15 protein-coding genes are annotated in these 18204 nt (G+C 61.5%); 5 read left to right on the top strand and 10 right to left on the bottom strand.

All coding sequences use genetic code 11. The annotated features are described in order from the left end of the window. Positions 1–171 precede the first annotated feature (171 nt). From denD to ACQKP1_RS21750, 4 genes are all read left to right on the top strand, one after another. Complete coding sequence (gene denD / locus ACQKP1_RS21765; protein WP_427276987.1) at positions 172–1155, top strand: D-erythronate dehydrogenase; 984 nt, start codon at positions 172–174, stop codon at positions 1153–1155. Continuing rightward, the gene (locus ACQKP1_RS21760; RefSeq protein WP_427276986.1) at positions 1152–2060 is read left to right on the top strand and encodes an NAD(P)-dependent oxidoreductase; all 909 of its coding nucleotides are present in this window, start codon (positions 1152–1154) and stop codon (positions 2058–2060) included. The genes denD and ACQKP1_RS21760 overlap by 4 nt, the downstream gene beginning before the upstream one ends. After that, positions 2047–3831 carry an IlvD/Edd family dehydratase gene (locus tag ACQKP1_RS21755; protein WP_427276985.1) on the top strand — a complete coding sequence of 595 codons (1785 nt, stop codon included), beginning with the start codon at positions 2047–2049 and terminating at the stop codon, positions 3829–3831. Before ACQKP1_RS21760 ends, ACQKP1_RS21755 begins: the two co-directional genes overlap by 14 nt. Before the next feature lie 126 nt (positions 3832–3957). Beyond that, entirely contained in the window at positions 3958–4632 is a 675-nt protein-coding gene (locus ACQKP1_RS21750; protein ID WP_427276984.1) for a BA14K family protein, read from the top strand. Here the strand turns inward: ACQKP1_RS21750 and ACQKP1_RS21745 are convergent. Further along, complete coding sequence (locus ACQKP1_RS21745) at positions 4614–5039, bottom strand: response regulator (protein ID WP_427276983.1); 426 nt, start codon at positions 5037–5039, stop codon at positions 4614–4616. The two genes, ACQKP1_RS21750 and ACQKP1_RS21745, sit on opposite strands and share 19 nt — an antisense overlap. After that, positions 5036–6163, bottom strand: a complete 1128-nt coding sequence (locus ACQKP1_RS21740) for a PAS domain-containing protein (protein ID WP_427276982.1) — start codon at positions 6161–6163, stop codon at positions 5036–5038. Before ACQKP1_RS21740 ends, ACQKP1_RS21745 begins: the two co-directional genes overlap by 4 nt. A 261-nt stretch (positions 6164–6424) precedes the next feature. Between ACQKP1_RS21740 and ACQKP1_RS21735 the strand changes: the two genes are divergently transcribed. Then, a complete protein-coding gene (locus ACQKP1_RS21735; protein WP_427276981.1) occupies positions 6425–8242 on the top strand; it encodes a sensor histidine kinase in 1818 nt (605 codons plus the stop codon). Positions 8243–8379: 137 nt separating this feature from the next. Here ACQKP1_RS21735 and ACQKP1_RS21730 read toward each other — a convergent pair whose 3' ends face one another. The 8 genes from ACQKP1_RS21730 to ACQKP1_RS21695 form a co-directional block, all read right to left on the bottom strand. Continuing rightward, positions 8380–8544 (bottom strand): hypothetical protein, encoded by a 165-nt coding sequence (locus ACQKP1_RS21730; RefSeq protein WP_006728203.1) that lies wholly within the window; start codon positions 8542–8544, stop codon positions 8380–8382. A gap of 141 nt (positions 8545–8685) precedes the next feature. Then, a complete protein-coding gene (locus ACQKP1_RS21725) occupies positions 8686–10203 on the bottom strand; it encodes a tripartite tricarboxylate transporter permease (protein WP_203018205.1) in 1518 nt (505 codons plus the stop codon). Positions 10204–10213: 10 nt separating this feature from the next. Further along, complete coding sequence (locus tag ACQKP1_RS21720; protein ID WP_203018206.1) at positions 10214–10708, bottom strand: tripartite tricarboxylate transporter TctB family protein; 495 nt, start codon at positions 10706–10708, stop codon at positions 10214–10216. Continuing rightward, positions 10705–11649: a Bug family tripartite tricarboxylate transporter substrate binding protein gene (locus tag ACQKP1_RS21715; protein WP_203018207.1), complete on the bottom strand. Its 945-nt coding sequence runs from the start codon at positions 11647–11649 to the stop codon at positions 10705–10707. The genes ACQKP1_RS21720 and ACQKP1_RS21715 overlap by 4 nt, the downstream gene beginning before the upstream one ends. Positions 11650–11904: 255 nt before the next feature. Further along, entirely contained in the window at positions 11905–13974 is a 2070-nt protein-coding gene (locus ACQKP1_RS21710; protein WP_427276980.1) for an exonuclease domain-containing protein, read from the bottom strand. 7 nt (positions 13975–13981) lie between these two features. Next, positions 13982–14503 carry a hypothetical protein gene (locus tag ACQKP1_RS21705; protein WP_427276979.1) on the bottom strand — a complete coding sequence of 174 codons (522 nt, stop codon included), beginning with the start codon at positions 14501–14503 and terminating at the stop codon, positions 13982–13984. An 11-nt stretch (positions 14504–14514) separates the two neighbouring features. Next, complete coding sequence (locus ACQKP1_RS21700) at positions 14515–16341, bottom strand: DUF294 nucleotidyltransferase-like domain-containing protein (RefSeq protein WP_427276978.1); 1827 nt, start codon at positions 16339–16341, stop codon at positions 14515–14517. 87 nt (positions 16342–16428) lie between these two features. Next, positions 16429–18195 (bottom strand): sodium:solute symporter family protein, encoded by a 1767-nt coding sequence (locus ACQKP1_RS21695; RefSeq protein WP_427276977.1) that lies wholly within the window; start codon positions 18193–18195, stop codon positions 16429–16431. Positions 18196–18204: the final 9 nt, after the last annotated feature.

Raw genomic sequence — 18204 nt, 5'->3', positions numbered from 1 at the left:
CTTTCCACGGCCATCATCAGTCTCCCCGTCGGCCCATCTGGAGATGGACAAAGAATTTGGTTTCCACGAGAATGATATAAGGTTATCAGACAACCTTACAAATGGTTTTTGAAGAAGGCCCTTGTGCAGACGCGCGCGGGGTCAAAGAATGACATGGGAGGAGACTGTCACATGCATATTCTGGTGATTGGCGCGGCCGGCATGGTCGGACGCAAGCTGGCGCAGCGGCTTACCCGCGATGGTGAGCTGCAGGGACGGCAGATTACGGCGATGACACTCGCCGATGTCGTGGCGGCCGACGCCCCCGCCGGCTTCGACGGCAGAGTGACGATCGAAGCCGTCGATCTGTCCGAGCCCGCGTCTGCCGAGCGCCTGATCGCATCGCGCCCCGATGTCATCTTCCATCTCGCTGCGATCGTCTCTGGTGAAGCGGAACTCGACTTCGAAAAGGGTTACAAGATCAACCTCGATGGCACCCGCTACCTGTTCGAGGCAATCCGGCTTGCCCGTATGGCTGACGGCTATTGCCCGCGTGTGGTCTTCACCTCATCGATCGCGGTCGTCGGTGCACCGCTGCCCTATCCGATCCCGGACGAGTTCCACACCACGCCGCTCACCAGCTACGGCACGCAGAAGGCGATTTGCGAGCTACTGCTCTCCGACTATTCCCGGAAGGGGTATTTCGACGGTATCGGCATCCGCCTGCCGACGATCTGCATTCGCCCCGGCAAGCCAAACAAGGCGGCCTCGGGCTTCTTCTCCAACATCCTGCGCGAGCCGCTGGTCGGCCAGGAGGCCGTCTTGCCGGTCGGCGAGGATGTCCGCCACTGGCATGCCTCGCCCCGATCCGCGGTCGGCTTCCTCATCCACGGCGCAAACATCGACCTGGAAACCGTCGGCCCGCGCCGCAACCTGTCGATGCCCGGCCTCAGCGCAACCGTTGGCGAGCAGATCGAAGCGCTGCGCCGCGTGGCAGGGGAGAACGCGATCAAGCTCATCCGCCATGAGCCCGACGAGATGATCATGCGCATCTGCGCCGGCTGGGCTCCCGGCTTCGAAGCAACCCGCGCCCGCGCACTCGGCTTCACCGCCGAAAGCTCTTTTGACGAAATCATTCGAGTGCATATCGAGGATGAGCTGGGAGGCAAGCTTTGACGGGAACGGAAAACAAGCGGATCGCCTTTCTCGGGACGGGACTGATGGGCGCGCCCATGGCGAGGCGCCTGCTCGCGGCTGGTTTCCATGTCACGGTGTGGAACCGCGATAGGGCCAAGGCAGAACCTTTGGCCGCGGCCGGCGCCAGGGTTGCAGAGAGCCCGGCAGACGCCGTCTCCGGCGCAAGCGTGGTCTTCACCATGCTATCGGACGGCTCTGCGGTCGAGGATGTGCTCTTCACCAAGGGCACGGCCGAAGCGCTGGAAAAGGGCACGATCGTCATCGACACATCTTCGATCGCACCGCCAATCGCAAAAGACCATGCGAGCCGGCTCGCCGATCGCGACATCGCCCATGTCGATGCACCTGTGTCGGGTGGTGTCGTCGGTGCGGAAGCCGGCACGCTGGCAATCATGGCGGGCGGCGATGCCGATGTCATCGAGAGCCTTACGGATGTCTTCGCGCCGCTCGGGCGCGTGACCCATGTCGGCCCCTCGGGCGCTGGCCAGATCTGTAAGCTCGCCAATCAGCAGATCGTCGCGATCACCATCGGCGCCGTTGCAGAAGCCATGATGCTCGTCGAAGCTGGCGGCGCATCGCGGGAGAAGTTTCGCGAAGCGATCCGCGGCGGCTTTGCCGAAAGCCGTATCCTGGAACTGCACGGACAGCGTATGGTCGAGCGGCGCTTCGAGCCGGGCGGCCCCTCGCGCCTGCAGTTGAAGGACCTGAACGCCGTCGCCGCCATGGCCGAGACCTTTAGCCTTGAGCTTCCGCTGACCTCGGACGTTCGCGAGGCCTTCGAAGCCTTCGTTGCAGACGGCAATGGCGAACTAGACCACAGTGGCCTTCTGCTTCATCTGGAAAAAATCAACCACCGCAAAGGTGCCGCCGATGACCGAGTTTGAGAAACCGAAACGCCGCCTCCGTTCGCAGGATTGGTTCGACAATCCCGATCATCTCGACATGACCGCGCTCTACCTGGAGCGCTTCATGAACTACGGCACGACGCCGGAGGAACTGCGCTCCGGCAAGCCGATCATCGGGATCGCCCAATCGGGCTCCGATATCAATCCCTGCAACCGTCATCACTTGGATCTTGCCAAACGCGTACGCGACGGCATCCGCGACGCCGGCGGTATTCCGATCGAATTCCCGTCGCATCCGCTGTTCGAGAACTGCAAGCGACCGACGGCAGCCCTTGACCGCAACCTTGCCTATCTCGGCCTGGTCGAGTTGCTCTACGGCTATCCCTTCGATGGCGTCGTGCTGACGACCGGCTGCGACAAGACCACGCCCTCTGCACTGATGGCGGCGTCGACGGTGGACATCCCAGCCATCGTGCTCTCCGGCGGCCCCATGCTTGACGGCTGGCATGATGGCGAGCTGGTGGGCTCCGGCACCGTGATCTGGCGCTCTCGTCGCAAATATGCGGCCGGCGAGATCAGCCGCGAGGAATTCCTCGAACGCGCCCTCGATTCGGCCCCCTCTCCCGGCCATTGCAACACCATGGGCACAGCGTCGACCATGAACGCGATTGCCGAGGCACTCGGCATGTCGCTTACCGGCTGCGCTGCCATTCCCGCCGCCTATCGTGAACGCGGCCAGATGGCCTATCGGACGGGCAAGCGGGCGGTCGAACTCGTGCTTGAAAACATCCGCCCCTCGGACATTCTCACCCGCGACGCATTTCTCAATGCCATCAGGGTCAACTCGGCGGTCGGCGGATCGACCAACGCCCAGCCGCACCTGATGGCCATGGCCAAGCATGCCTGCGTCGAGCTCCTGCCCGAGGACTGGCAGGTTCACGGCTACGACATTCCGTTGCTCGCCAACGTCCAGCCGGCCGGCGCCTATCTCGGCGAGCGATTCCACCGCGCCGGAGGCGTACCGGCAATCATGTGGGAGCTGATGCAGGCCGGAAAGCTCGACGCAAACTGTCGCACGGTGACCGGCCGTACCATGGCTGAGAACCTGGAGGGACGAGAGGCGACGGATCGGGAGGTGATCAAGCCCTATCACGAGCCGATGCGAGAACGCGCGGGCTTCGTTGTGCTGAAGGGCAACCTCTTCGATTTTGCGATCATGAAGACGAGTGTCATCTCCGAGGGTTTCCGCCTGCGTTACCTGCAGGAAAAGGGCCGCGAGGGCGTCTTCGAGGGCCGTGCGATCGTCTTCGACGGCTCGGAGGATTACCACAAGCGCATCAACGATCCCGCCCTGGAGATCGACGAGGACTGCGTTCTCGTCATCCGCGGCGCCGGCCCGCTCGGCTGGCCGGGTTCGGCCGAAGTGGTCAACATGCAGCCGCCGGATCACCTCATCAAGCGGGGCATTCTCAGCCTGCCGACGATCGGCGACGGCCGCCAGTCCGGCACAGCCGACAGCCCGTCGATCCTCAACGCATCGCCTGAAAGCGCGGCGGGCGGCGGTCTGGCCTGGGTCAGGACCGGAGACGTCATTCGCATCGACCTGAATGAGGGGCGTTGCGACATGCTGGTCGGCGACGAGGAAATCGAAAGGCGCAAGGCCGAGGGCATTCCGCCCGTGCCGAAAGACGCAACGCCATGGCAGCGGCTTTATCGCCAGACGGTCACCCAACTAGCCGATGGTGCGACGATCAAAAACGCGGAGGATTTCCGTCAGATCTCCAAGACGCCGCCCCGCCACAACCACTGAGGCGCAATTCGGCCGTTCGCTTCCTTTCGGAGAAACGGTCGAATAATCAAGGGCAAGACACGTTTCATCGGGAACCGTCCGAGGGGAATTTCATTCTCCTGTCACAGACGATGGATGGAGATCCCGATGAAACCCGTTATAAAACTGCTCTCAGCGTCAGCGCTCGCCGCCGGGATGGTGATTGGTGGCGTCGTACTCGCGTCAGCCGCGCTCGCCCCGGAAGAAGACCCCCACCGATTCACCGGCCTAGACATCAAGGACCTCTGGACGATGGAGCCTGTCCGCATCGACAGGACCGCACAGAATCTGGAGCGCTTGCCACCCCGCTATGCAAGTCATGTGGTGATGGTCGAACCCGACCTGGGGGCATCGGATCAGAGTGAGCAGACGGCCACCGCAGGGCGAGGTTCTAAGGTCGGTGACATCGACACTCTCGTCACTGCGGCGATCGACGAATCGACATCCGGTTTCGGCGCCGACACGCTGCCTCCGGAGCATTTCTCCTGGTGTGAAGCACGCTATCGTTCCTACGATCCCGTCCGCAACACCTATCGCAGCTTCAGCGGCGACATTCGTCCCTGTGACTCACCCTATCAGGTCGAGATCATGGCGGAGCTGGAAGAAGGTGATGCAAGGGTCATGACCGTCAGTGCCAACGGAAGCAATCCTGGTGCTGGCATGGAGGACGAAGGCCACGTCATGGCCTGCATGGAACGCTATCGCTCCTATCGTCGGAGCGACAACACCTACCAGCCTTATGGCGGCGGCCCGCGCCAGCCCTGTCAGCTGGCGTCGTTCTGACGCTGGAAGCTCTTGGCCAGAATAAGGCCCGGCGGCGGGCTAATCGTCTGATCGCCGGCCACTTTCTCACTGATATAGCTCAGGGCATTTTGAAGCCCGTTCATCGTATAGGGCTTCTCGATTGCCCCGATCGCGCCGACGAAACCTTCCGGTATCCGTTTGACATTCCCAGTGACGAAGACGAAGGGGACCTCGCGTTCCGCAAGCCGGCGCCCGATCTCGATTCCCGAGGGACCATCGCTGAGGTGGACATCGACGAAGGCGAATTCGGGCGTGCTGGATTCGATAATGTCGAAAGCAGCCTTGCGCGATGCGGCCGTTCCGACGACGACATGGCCGGCAGCCTCCACTTCAAGCTCCAGTTCGAGGGCAAGAAGCGCCTCATCCTCGACGATCATGATTTTCAAGTGTCTGTTTCCTTTGCATCTTCGACCAGCATCGTGACCTGAACGTTAGTCCGGTAGCCTTCGACCTCCCGGGCGATCTTCGCGCCCAGCTGTTTCGCACAGGTCTCCAGCATCAACTTGCCAAAAGCCTCCTCCTCCGGATTAACGGAGACTGGCTTCGTCGTGTCCGTCACCCGGATCAAGAAATGCCCGTTGGTGCGCCGCACCTCCAGATGGATATCGCCACCCCCATCGCTCAGCCCCCGGCGCACGGCATCCAGGACCAGCTCGTTTATAATGAGAGCAAGCGGCGAAGCCTTAACAGCGGGAACCAGCACCGGCGACAGGTCGGTCGTCACGCGAATGTCGTCGCGTTTCAAGGCGCCTACCAGATCCTCGATCAGATCCTTGGCAAAATCTGAAACGTCGAAGCGCCCAAGGTCGGCGCTTGTGAACAGCTTTCGTTGCACTGTACTAAGTGCTTCGACGCGATTGAGCACCGAGAACAAGGTGCGCTTTACGAGGTCGTTTCCAGACATTCGCGCCTGCAGCTTGACGATCGAGGCGATGGTCAAGAGGTTGTTCTTCACACGGTGGTCGACCTCATGCACCAGAAGGGTCTGGGCCTTCAGCGCTTCGGACAGGTCATGCGTCCGCCGTGCGACCTCACGTTCGGCCGATTGCCGCGCCTCTGCGAGATCGAGTTCCTTGCTTTTGATCGTCGTGAAATCGAGCTGTGATGCAAAGAAATAGACCACTTCGCCGTCGGCATCCCGGACGGGGCTGACGAAAAGCGCATTCCAGAACTGGCTACCGTCCTTCCGATAGTTGAGGATGTCGATCGCAACGTCCCGCTCTGCCGCAATGGCCTCGCGCAGACGGGCAATCGCACCGCTGTCCGTTTCCGGTCCCTGCAGCAAACGGCAGTTGCGCCCGATGAGCTCATCGGTGCTGTAACCAGTCAGGTTCGAAAACGCCTGATTGCAGAAAATGATTGGGTTGTCGGGCTGGCGCGGATCCGTAATCAGCATTGGCATGCGGGTAGCCTTGAAGGCTGCCGCGAACGGATCCTCGGATGGATGGGAGGCGAGAAGGCGGTCGCCGGCGTCTTGTGCGTCGCGGCGCGAGGAGTTTTGATCAGACATTCATACCCAGTCCTGGAACAGGCCACCATCGACAACAACGGCCAAATAAAAAAGTTCCGTGCACTCTCAAAAATTTTGACGACCAGGGATTTTGAAATGCCAAGGCCGCCCGAACCCGGCCATAAGGGGCAATAGACACGGAAACGTGTTTGTCCTATCTGACATAACATAAGCCGCAACGCATAGCTCAAGGCAGCCGGATATATGTCCCACGACGAGCAACAAAACGTGATACCCGGCTTTCTCAGGAATGGCGGCCAGATGGCCGAACTTATCCTGAAACATGACTGGGCAGACGGTCTCGGCCCTATCAAAGAGTGGCCAGCCGCGCTGCGCTCGGCGCTGTCCATCTGTCTGAACTCCAGCTTTCCCACGGCCATTTATTGGGGCCCGGAAATGCGGCTCCTCTATAACGATAGCTGGGCACCCATTCCGGCAGACCGCCATCCCTGGGCTTTGGGCCGACCGGCTGCCGAAGTATGGTCGGACATCTGGGATGTTGTCGGACCGCAATTCCACCAAGTGATAACCACCGGGGAAGGCGTGACGACCTACGACCAGTTGCTGATGATGGAGCGCAACGGCGTTCCGACGGAAGGCTACTGGAACTATAGCCTGTCCAGCATACGCGACGAACACGGCAACATCGTAGGCATCTTCAACCAGGGCAACGAAACCACGGCTGCCGTCCTCGCCAGGCGCCAGACGCAGGAAGAGATCGCCAGGCTGGGGCGGCTTTTCGCGCAGGCGCCGGCCGCGATCGCCATTCTGGAGGGCCCGTCGCATACGTTCAAGCTGGTCAACCCGGCCTATGAAGACCTCGTTCAGCGAAGCAACTTGCTGGGACGATCGGTTGAAGAGGCCCTGCCGGAAGTCAAGGATCAGGGCTTTATCCACCTGCTCGATACCGTCTACGCTACCAACGAACCCTTTCAGGGCAAGGCGGTGCCGGTGGAATTCGTGCGCCCCGATGGAAAACTCCAGGGGCGATACGTGGACTTCGTCTTCCAGCCGATCACCGACACGGCGGGCCAGCCAGCGGGCATTTTCATCCAAGCGTCTGATGTCACCGAGGCGACAACGGCCATGGCCGCTCTCCGGGAAAGTGAACAGCGTTTCGAAGCCATCGTGAATTCAATCGACCAGATGATCTGGTCGACCCGACAAGACGGATACCACGACTACTTCAACCAGCGTTGGTACGAATACACAGGCGTCAGCGAGGGCTTCACCGACGGCTCGGACTGGGAAAATGTCTTTCACCCCGATGACCGGGCTGAGACCTGGGCAAAGTGGCAGCACAGCCTGGAGACCGGCGAACCGTATCACGTGGAGTACCGTCTTCTGCATCGAAGCGGCGTTTATCGCTGGGTCATCGGACGCGCCCAATGCGTGCGGGACGAGAACGGCGAGATTACCCGCTGGTACGGGACCTGCACGGATATTCACGATCTCAAGGTGGCCGAAGAAGCACGCCAGCTTCTACTGCGTGAGCTAAACCACCGCGTCAAGAATCTCTTTGCGATCACTGCGGGCATGATCAACATGACCGCAAGATCATCGACATCGGTCGCAGTGATGGCTCACTCTCTGCACGGTCGCCTGCAGGCCTTGGCGAAGGCACACCACCTGATCCAGCCGGCAATTGTTGCCGGATCGTCAATTGCCGAAACCGTAGCATTCCATACACTTCTGGAAGAGATTCTGTCCCCCCACCTGGCGGATCGCGACAGACAAGTCACCCTGAAAGGCCCGGAAATAAGCCTCGGCCCGCATGCATCGACGAGCTTTGCCCTGATCTTTCACGAGTTGGCGACCAATGCGGCAAAGTACGGCCCCTTCCGCGACGCGGATGGAAGGCTCGATGTGCGCTGGCGGATGGACAAGGACGCGCTACATCTGGAATGGCAGGAAGACGTCACCCGCCCCGAAATCAAGGCTCCAAGCCAGGAAGGCTTCGGCAGCAAGCTGGCACGAACCAGCGCAATTCATCACCTCGGCGGAAGCATCGATTTTGAGTGGCTGCCGGGCGGAGTCACCATCGCTCTCACTGCAGCCGGTGATCGGCTCGCCAAGTGAGTGGGGCTTGAAGCAATCCAGGTTCTCGTGGCGCAAAATGCAAAGAGCGCCCCGATGGAGCGCTCGCATGATCTGGCGAGGGAGTTGCCAAGATCGCTGATCTAAGGCGCTGCAGCAGCGCCTAACCTGTCATCAGATCAATAGCGCGGGAAATCCGCGGGGTTGATTCCGAGCGTCTTCAGGTGGTGATCCTTCGGACGACGATGTCCTTCGACAGCAGCCGCTGCGGAGCTTGCTGCACCGAAAACGGCGATGGCACGACCGAGGAAACCCTGCTGGATGGACTTGCGGAGGCTAGACATTTCTTTGCTCGCTTTCTTCGTTTGCAAGCAGAAGATGATACTCCGAAGGCCAGATTACAATGGACGGAAAGTCACGACAGCCATGCAGCCGATGCAGGCCGAGTTAACCGGATCCTACATCGGCACATGACAATTTGGGCATCAGTCTTCGCTGGCGGCAACCTGTGCCAGCACCTGCCCCCTACCCCGCGCCCGAAGAATCATCGGGACAACCAGCGCAATGGCGGCGAGCGCCAGCAGGATTGCTGCGATCGGAGACGTGACCAGCACCGTCGGATCGCCCTGGCTGATCGACAAGGCGCGGCGCAGCTGCTGCTCGGCCATCGGGCCGAGGATCAGACCGACGATGACGGGCGCGATCGGATAACCGAAGACGCGCATGACATAGCCGAGCACACCGAAGGTCAGAAGCAGACCGAGTTCGAACACCGACGGATTGGCGCCGATCGTGCCAAGTGTCGCAAACACCAGAATGCCGGCATAGAGCCAGGGCTTGGGAACCGTCAGGAGGCGGACCCAGAGACCGATCAGCGGCAGGTTCAGGACCAGCAGCATGAAGTTGGCGATCAGCAGCGAGGCAATCAGACCCCAGACGAGTTGTGGATTTGTCGCGAACAGCAGCGGACCGGGCTGCAGGCCGAACTGCTGGAAACCCGCAAGCATGATCGCAGCAGTCGCCGTTGTCGGCAGGCCGAGCGTCAACAGCGGAACCAGCGTTCCGGCAGCAGAGGCATTGTTGGCCGCTTCTGGCCCGGCGACGCCCTCGATCGCACCCTTGCCGAACTCTTCCGGATGCTTCGAGAACTGCTTTTCCGCCGAATAGGACAGAAAGCTCGACACGTCCGCACCACCGGCAGGCATGGCGCCGATCGGGAAACCGATCGCCGTACCGCGAAGCCAGGGCTTCCAGGAGCGGCTCCAATCGGACTTGTTCATCCAGAGCGAGCCACGCACGGCTTCGACCTTTTCCGGAGCCCGGGCTCCCTGGGCAGCCACGTAGAGCGTCTCGCCGATGGCGAACATCGCAACCGCAAGCGTGGTGACTTCGAGCCCATCGAGCAGATCCGGCACGCCGAAACTCAGTCGTGTCTGGCCGGTCAGCTGATCGATGCCGACGATCGAGAAGGCGAGGCCGACAAAGAGGGCGGTCAGACCACGCAGCGTCGAGTCCCCGAAGGCTGCGGAGACGGTGACGAAAGCGAGCATCATCAGCGCGAAATACTCACGCGGACCGAAGGACAGGGCGAACTTCACGACATAGGGCGCAATGAAGGCAAGCGCGATGGTTGCCAGAAGGCCCGCAACGAAGGAGCCGATTGCGGCCGTGGCAAGGGCCGGCCCGCCACGCCCGGCACGGGCCATCTTGTTGCCTTCGAGTGCGGTCACGATCGATGCGCTCTCGCCTGGCGTGTTGAGCAGGATCGACGTCGTCGAGCCGCCATACATGCCGCCGTAATAGATGCCGGCAAACATGATCAGCGAACCGGCAGGATCGAGCTGGTAGGTCACCGGCAGCAGGAGTGCGACGGTGAGCGCGGGACCGATGCCCGGCAGGACGCCGACGAGCGTGCCGAGCGTGACACCGATCAGCGCGTAGAACAGGTTGATCGGCTGAGCGGCGATCGCCAGCCCCTGGAGAAGGAAATCAAACGTATTCACGGGGTTCCCCTCAGAAGAACAGCCGTTCGAGTGGACCCGCCGGCAAGGACAGTTGCAGGAAGCGCGCGAAGAGGATCCACACGACGAACGAGAGAGCTATGCCGGCCGGCAGCGAGATCCAGAACTGCCTTTTGCCGAAGCCGGCCGCGGTCAGAGCGAACAGGACACCTGTCGCAAGCGAGAAACCCAGCGTTTTCAGGAGCAGCATCTGCGCTGCGAGCCCGGCCACGATGAAAAGCACAGGCGGTAGCTCCTGATGCTCGCGCTCCGGAAAATCGCGGCGCATCGCAGCGAACACCGTCCAGATGCCAAGGCCGATCAAACCGATGGCAATGCCCTTCGGCACCGTCGCAGGACCGATACCGGAATAGCTGTTACCGCCTTGCAGACGGGCGACATCGTAGAAGATCAGGCCCGCCACGGCGACCAGCACCGCGGCGATGACCAGCGCCGCCCAATCTGGGCGACGCGTACGATGTCCGGAAGAACGATCTTCCGTGCTCATTTCACCAGACCGATGTCTTTGAGAATGGTCTCGGTGGCAGCGATGTCCTTGGCGAGCTGCTCTTCAAAGGCGGCGCCGGCAAGGTAGGTGTCCTGCCAGTTCTTGGTCTTCAGCGTTTCCTGCCAGCCAGCCGACTTCGCGAGCTTTTCGATATCAGCCGCGACGGCGGCCTTCTGCTCGTCGGTCAGGCCAGGAGCGGCCGCGACCATACGCCAGTTTTGCAGCACGACATCGAGACCGCTTTCCTTGAGCGTCGGAGCATCGGCACCTTCGATACGCTCCGCACTGGAAACAGCGAGCAGACGAAGCGTACCGGCCTCTACCTGCGCCTGGAATTCGCCATAGCTGGAGATGCCGACAGTCACCTGACTGCCGAGGATGGCAGCAAGCGCTTCACCGCCGCCAGAATAGGCGATGTAGTTGATCTTGGTCGGGTCGACGCCGGCAGCCTTGGCGATCAGGCCAGCACCGATGTGGTCGGTACCACCAGCCGAGCCGCCAGCCCAGGACACGGAACCTGGATCAGCCTTCAGCTTCTCAACGAGCTGGCCGATGTTCTCGATTTCCGAATTGGCGGGAACGACGATCGCTTCATACTCGCCCGTCAGGCGGGCGATCGGCGTAACATCCGCCAGCGTCACCGGCGACTGGTTGGTCAGGATCGCACCGACCATGACATAGCCACCGACGATCAGGGCGTTCGGATTGCCCTTCTGCTGGCTGGCGAATTGGGCAAGACCGATGGTGCCGCCGGCGCCCGGTACGTTCACAACCTGAACATTGCCGGAAATGCCTTCAGCCTGCATCACCTGCTGCAGCGAACGGGCCGTCTGGTCCCAGCCGCCGCCAGGCGCAGCCGGAGCGATGATCGTGTAGTCGGCAGCCGCGGCCGGAAGGGCGAGAGCGCCTGCAAGGAACGAAGCCAGGAAAAAGTGTTTCAAGATAGTCCTCCACCATCAATGCGGTCATTGCCGCTTGCGAATGATCTGTGGGGAGAGCGCGGTTGCGCAGCATGCGGACGACGCCGCTTCAGGCCGTGACCTGCTCCTCCCAGTCCCATCTGGTCCCGCCTCCACGGGAAGATGTGAAAATAGACCTAGCAGCGAAACCTGTCACGCACCTGTCATCGCGCTGGACCTTGACTGACGGCATCGAAGTGGTTGTCGGCGGGAAAATGCGTGAGGACTGACTTACACTCAGGATACGCGGGCCTGATCGTTGAGATCGCGAACGAGCCTTTGATGACCACGCAATTCGGTCAGCACTTCACCGAACCGTACCAGGCCGCGCCCGGCCAGCATGTCCTTCAGCTTGATGAAAACGTCAGCAGTCGCAATCGCATCGCCGAGTGCCGTGTGGCGATCTTTCTCGTCGATATGCACACCGAGCCTGTCGGCGAGCGCATCGAGCGTATGTGTTTCAGCGCGACCGAAGGCGGCGGCCGACACCAGGACCGTATCCAGGATCGGGTTCATGAAGCGCAGCCCGACTTCCTTCTCCCGTCGCGTGAGAAACTCCATATCGAACGGCGCATTGTGTGCCACGAGCACAGCCCCTTCCGCAAAGCGGTGAAACTGCCGCACGGCCTCCTGAACGCTCACCGCATCTGCGACCATCGCGTCCGTCAGGCCATGGATTGCAGATGCGGACAGCGGTATCGGCCGCCCCGGATTGACGAGCAAGTCGAACACCTCGTTCTTGACGCGCTTTCCATTGACGATGCGGACAGCCGCGATCTGGACGATCTCGTCGCCCTGTTCCGGCAGCAAGCCCGTCGTTTCCGTATCGAAGACCACATAGGTCAGGCCATCGAGCCGGGCGTCACTGAGCTTCTCGTAGTGCAGGCGCGACAGCAGATCGAAGTCGTAGACGACATGCCGCGACATGTCCGCTCCAACCGGTCGCAGCCGCTCGATTGGCCGCAGCCGGGTCGAGATCGACGGCGCGTCGTCATCGGCCCCAACGACCAGAACGATGCCGTGGGTCCTGAGTATCGTCTCACAGGTCACGCCGCCGTCGAAGACCGGCTCTTCCAACCAGTGATCCACGCTCTCGGGCGACACGGCGCCGCCCTTCCAGGACAAGGTCAGATCGGCAGCCCCTTGGGCTTCGCTGATTGTGAGATGAAACTGGGCAGCAGCAGTCGCCGTGCTAACACGGGAAACAAGGTGTCCAAGGAGACTGACGATATCGAAGGCATTGCAGCGGACGGCAATTTCGGCGACCTCGACGTCGAGCGTGAGCTTTTGGCCTTCGAGGTCGCGGCGGAGTTGGCCGGCGAGCTCCCGCACATCCGTCGGCGCCATTGGCCAACCATCGGACCGACAGCTTTCAAAGCGGGCCTCGAGATCCGCGAGCGTCGCATCCAACGCCTGCAGCTGCGCCGAAACAGGGGCATCGGCTCCCGTACCGGGGCCATCCGAGACAAGTGCATGGCGCAGATCCGAGACGATGGGCCGGACCTGCAGGAACACGTCACCAAGGAGAGCGTCACGCCGGGCATAGGCCGCAACTTCGGTCGTCACATCGCGCAGGGTCATGACATAGGCCGCCGGATCACCGCCATTGTCGCTGGCGAGCCTCATGCGCCCGGCAAGCCGGCGCCGACCGCAGGGGCTGAGACAGATGAACTCGACCACCGCATCTGGATCCGAGCTCTCCAGAAGCCGGTGATGCGCGTCGCGGATCGGCCCTTCACTCAGATAGTCGAAGATGTTGCGATCGAGGCAAACAGGGCGCTGCGAGCCCGCAAGCATCTGTTGCGCCACTCCGTTGTAGAAGACGAGATGATGTCTACCCGTACAGAGGAGAACGGCGGGTGGCACGTCGGCGAGCAGCTGTTCGAGCTTGTTCTTGTCGGACGACAGGCGCGTGGTTTCGCGCTGCACCTGTTCCGCGAGCGCGCCTCGCGTCTGTGCAAGGGTCGCCGCGGTTGCGGAGGCGGCATCGGCAAGATCACCGAGATAGCGTGCCTCTTCTGCCTGGAAGTCATTGGCCACATCGGCATGCGCCCGGGCACGCATGGCCGATGCGACCTTGTCGATCGGGCGGGCGAGATGCGTGTCGAAGAGAAACCAGACCCAGGTGATCAGAGCGAGGATCAGAAAGCCGGCAGCGATAGCACTCTGCATGAACGCGTTCAGCATGTCCGGGCTACCCTCGCGGTGGTAACCGAACCACAGACCGACAGCCAAGGCCGCCACGGCACCGGCAGCCAACGCCACGAAGAACAGCAGGATACGTCCGCGCAGGCTGATCCTGGTCATTTTTCCCTCACCCTGCCGAACACGCGATCTTCAACGCAGCATCATCAGGCGCGACCTTGCTCCACTCGGCACCCTGAAGGCTGCCGTCATCGGCAATATTGATATCCGGGGTAATCAGATCCGCCCGCTGTGCATTCTGGCAGTCATAGACCACCTTGACCGGCGTCACCGGTTGCCAGCGAGAGACGAGCAGGACGTCGACCATAACGAGGCCCGGCTGGTTCGGATGCCGCTTCGCCCCCCTCACATCAAGCGCGATGAATCGGGTGGTCACAGGCTCGATATAGGACCAGGGGCGCCAAAACGCCGTCTGCTCGTTTTTCCAGGAGACCGCGATGCCGGGCAAGGCAATGTTCATACGATCAAACCAGCTGTATTCGCTCCAGATCGAATAACTCAACATACCAAGGCCAGCCATGGCAGGGACGATCCACTTTGGCAGCAAGCCCCGGCTCATCCAGCGCAGCAGCATCGCCACACCGGCCAGAGCAACACCGGTCACCACCGCGGCGATCAACTCAAACAGCATTCTTCATTCCTTCAGACGGGCGCTCTTCCGCCATTGGCGAGCGCCGATTGCATGGTTCTGACGACGACGAAGGCATCACGAAGATGCGAGCGCTCGAAATCGCCGAAATCGTAGGGTGCCAGAAAGTTGTCGGGCTTGCGACCGTCGCGTACCTGCCGAACCTGATTGCGCAGGCGCATGTCGGCGATGAGATCGTAAGCTGCAATCAGATCCCGGGCTCCGGCACCGGAAATGATCCCTGCCTCCTCCGCTGCAAGCAATCGCGCCCGCGTATTCACGGGCGAGAGCCTGCCCATCAGAGCATAGACCCGCCCGAGATCGACAACCGGCACCACCCCGTTGTGCTTCATGTCGATCTGGTTGCGATGTTCACCGCTGCGGATCGTGGCAAAACCTCTGAGAAGTCCAAGCGGCGGCGCGTGCTTCAACGAGTTGCTGATCATGTGGGCGGTGAAGATCGAATTGCGGCCCGCCTCCTCGAGCGTTTCCGCTTGCAGGTCCTGATAAAGGGACGATGCACCACAGATCGGCCGCAGATCGAACATCACGCTGGCCAGCATCTGTGCGGTCGGATCGGGCCTGTAGATCCAGTCACGGAAATAGCTCCGCCAGACCGAGACCGGCTGGCACCAGCGCGGATTGGTCGCCATCATGTCGCCCGGACAGTAGAAATATCCGCAGATGTCGAGACCGCGGCTGACTTTGGCAGCCAGTTGCTGGAACCACGGCATTTCCTCGGGCTCGACGCCGTCTTCGATGAAGATGCAATTATCCTGATCGCTGACGCCACTCTGCTCCTGCCGCCCCTGACTTCCGCAGGCGAGCCAAACATAGGGAACGGGCGGCGGTCCAAGCTCCCGCTCTGCCAGCATGATGAGCCGGCGGGTGACGCTATCGGCAATATCTGTAATCAGCCGCGTGACCACCTCATGGGCATTGTTGCTGCCGACGAGCTGGACCAGCAGTTGCGGGATGCGCGTGGTAATCGCACGCATCGCCTCCGGCGTTTCTGCCGTTGCGATGTCCCGGATCAGTTGCGCCGAGCTGATCGCATGAAAGCGGATGAGATCGGTCTGCGTGATCATTCCCACCAGCCGATCGCCCTCGACCACGGGCAGATGGCCGACACGCCGCTCGAGCATCAGATGCAGGATATCGGAACCCAGCGCCTCTCCGGGCAATCCGACCGGGTCGGCAGTCATGACGGCAGAAACCGGGGTCGCGTCAGGGTCGAGCCCCTCCGCAAGCACGCGCCCCGCAAGGTCTCGGGTGGTGAGGATACCAAGGAAGCGCCCGCCATCCACGACGCCGAGGCTCGAGACATGCCGCTCCCGCATGAGGGCGGCAGCCGAGCGCACCGTATCGGTCGGCGCGCAGACGATAGGAGGTCGCGACATCAACTCGCTGACCTTCTGGATCGCCATGTCGCCGCGCCGGCTATCGGCAAATCGGCCGCGCGTGAAGAAGCGGGCGAATACCGCCTGTTCCTGCATCAGGCGGCGGAATTCGTCCTTCGGCAGCATCAGCAGAGTGCAGTCGCTACGAGCCGTTGCCGTCGTCGCCGCGAAGCCATCGGCCAGAAGACCGCGTTCACCGAAGGAGTTGCGAGGCGCAAGCTCGGAGACCACTGTATTGGTGGCATCCATGATTTCCACGGCCCCGTCCATGATGAGGAAGATGCCGGGCAGCTGAGAGCCGCGGTGATAGATTTCGGCACCAGCCGAAAAGGAAAACTCTTGGAAGCGGGTCGAGACCCGTTCGATCTCGTCTCTCGGGAGACTGTCGTAAGGGTGGACCGTCTCGAGAAATGCCAGCACGTCGGATTGTGCCTGGATCATCGGATTTGCCCTCATGTGGCACGAAGGTGCCCTGGCTGTTTGAGGGACAGGAGGGGCGATCTGCTCGCCCCTCCCGGTTGATCGGTATCAGTGACCGGTCGCCTGACCCGCACCGCGCGGGACACGGATGGATTCGACGAGGTCCTGCACATGCTTCGGCGGAGCCTGGGTCATCATCGACACGATATAGGCCGTGGCGAAGTTGAGCAGCGCACCGATCGGGCCGAATGCCGTCGGCGGGATGCCGAACAGGTAGTTGGCCGGAACGTTTTCGAGCATGTTGGTACCTGCAATGAAGAACCAGCCCAGATAGGTGAACAGGTACAAGCAGGTAACCACGAGGCCGACGATCATGCCGAGGGTGGCGCCGACGGAGTTGATGCGCTTCGAGAAGATGCCCATCATCAGAGCCGGGAAGATCGTTGCAGCCGCAAGACCGAAGGCAAGAGCAACGGTCTGGGCAGCAAAGCCTGGCGGGTTGAGGCCCAGCAGGGTTGCGACCAGAATTGCGCCTGCCATAGCAATACGTGCCGCCATGAGCTCTCCCTTTTCCGAAATATCCGGCTTCAGGAAGTCCTTGATTAGATCGTGGCTGATCGCAGACGAGATGGCGAGCAGAAGGCCGGCGGCGGTCGACAGAGCGGCTGCGAGACCACCGGCAGCGATCAGAGCGATAACCCAGCCCGGCAGCTGTGCAATTTCCGGGTTGGCGAGAACGAGGATGTCGTTGTTGATCGTCAGTTCGTTGCCTGCCCAACCACGCTGCGTGGCGGTTTCGGTGAAGCCGGCGGCAGCATCGTTGTAATACTGGATGCGGCCATCGCCATTCTTGTCTTCGAACTTCAGGAGACCCGTAACTTCCCAATTGCGCATCCAGTCCGGACGCTCATCGTAAAGGACGGCTTCCTGCTCAGTGCCAGCCGGGAAGATGGTATTGATGATGTTGAGGCGGGCCATAGCGCCGACAGCCGGAGCCGTCAGATAGAGAAGCGCGATGAAGACGAGCGCCCAACCGGCAGACCAACGCGCATCAGAGACCTTCGGAACGGTGAAGAAGCGGATGATGACGTGCGGCAGACCGGCAGTACCGATCATCAGCGACAGCGTGAACAGGGTCATGTTCAGCATGGAGCCTTGAGCGGTATAGGCGTTGAAGCCGAGGTCGGTGACGACCTGGTCAAGCTTCTGCAGCAGAGGCAGTGCAGATTCCGTGTGCGTGCCAAAGAGGCCGAACCACGGGATCGGGTTGCCGGTCAGCTGCAGCGAGATGAAGATCGCCGGAATGGTATAGGCGATGATCAGAACGATGTACTGAGCGACCTGCGTGTAGGTGATGCCCTTCATGCCGCCGAGAACGGCGTAGCAGAACACCACGGCAGACGCGATCCAGAGACCGGTCGAGACGTTGACTTCCAGGAAGCGCGAGAACGCGACGCCGGCACCGGTCATCTGACCGATAACGTAGGTGACCGAGATGATGATCAGGCAGACGACAGCCGTCAGGCGCGCGCCCTGGCTGTAGAAGCGGTCACCGATGAACTGCGGCACGGTGTATTTGCCGAATTTGCGCAGGTAGGGAGCGAGCAGGAGTGCGAGCAACACGTAGCCGCCGGTCCAGCCCATGAGGTAGGTGGAGTTGCCGTAGCCCACGGTGGCGATGAGGCCAGCCATGGAGATGAAGGAAGCTGCCGACATCCAGTCGGCCGCCGTTGCCATGCCGTTCAGGACCGGGTTGACGCCGCGGTTGGCGGCGTAGAACTCGGCCGTAGTTCCGGCACGAGCCCAGATGGCGATACCGACGTAAAGCGCAAAGGACGCGCCTACGATCAACAGATTGAGTGTATACTGATCCATTGTGGGTCC

Source organism: Allorhizobium sp. NPDC080224, assembly GCF_050281005.1.
Taxonomy (GTDB): domain Bacteria; phylum Pseudomonadota; class Alphaproteobacteria; order Rhizobiales; family Rhizobiaceae; genus Allorhizobium.
Note: the sequence above shows the minus strand (reverse complement) of the source record. Positions and strands in the feature narration are given on the sequence as shown.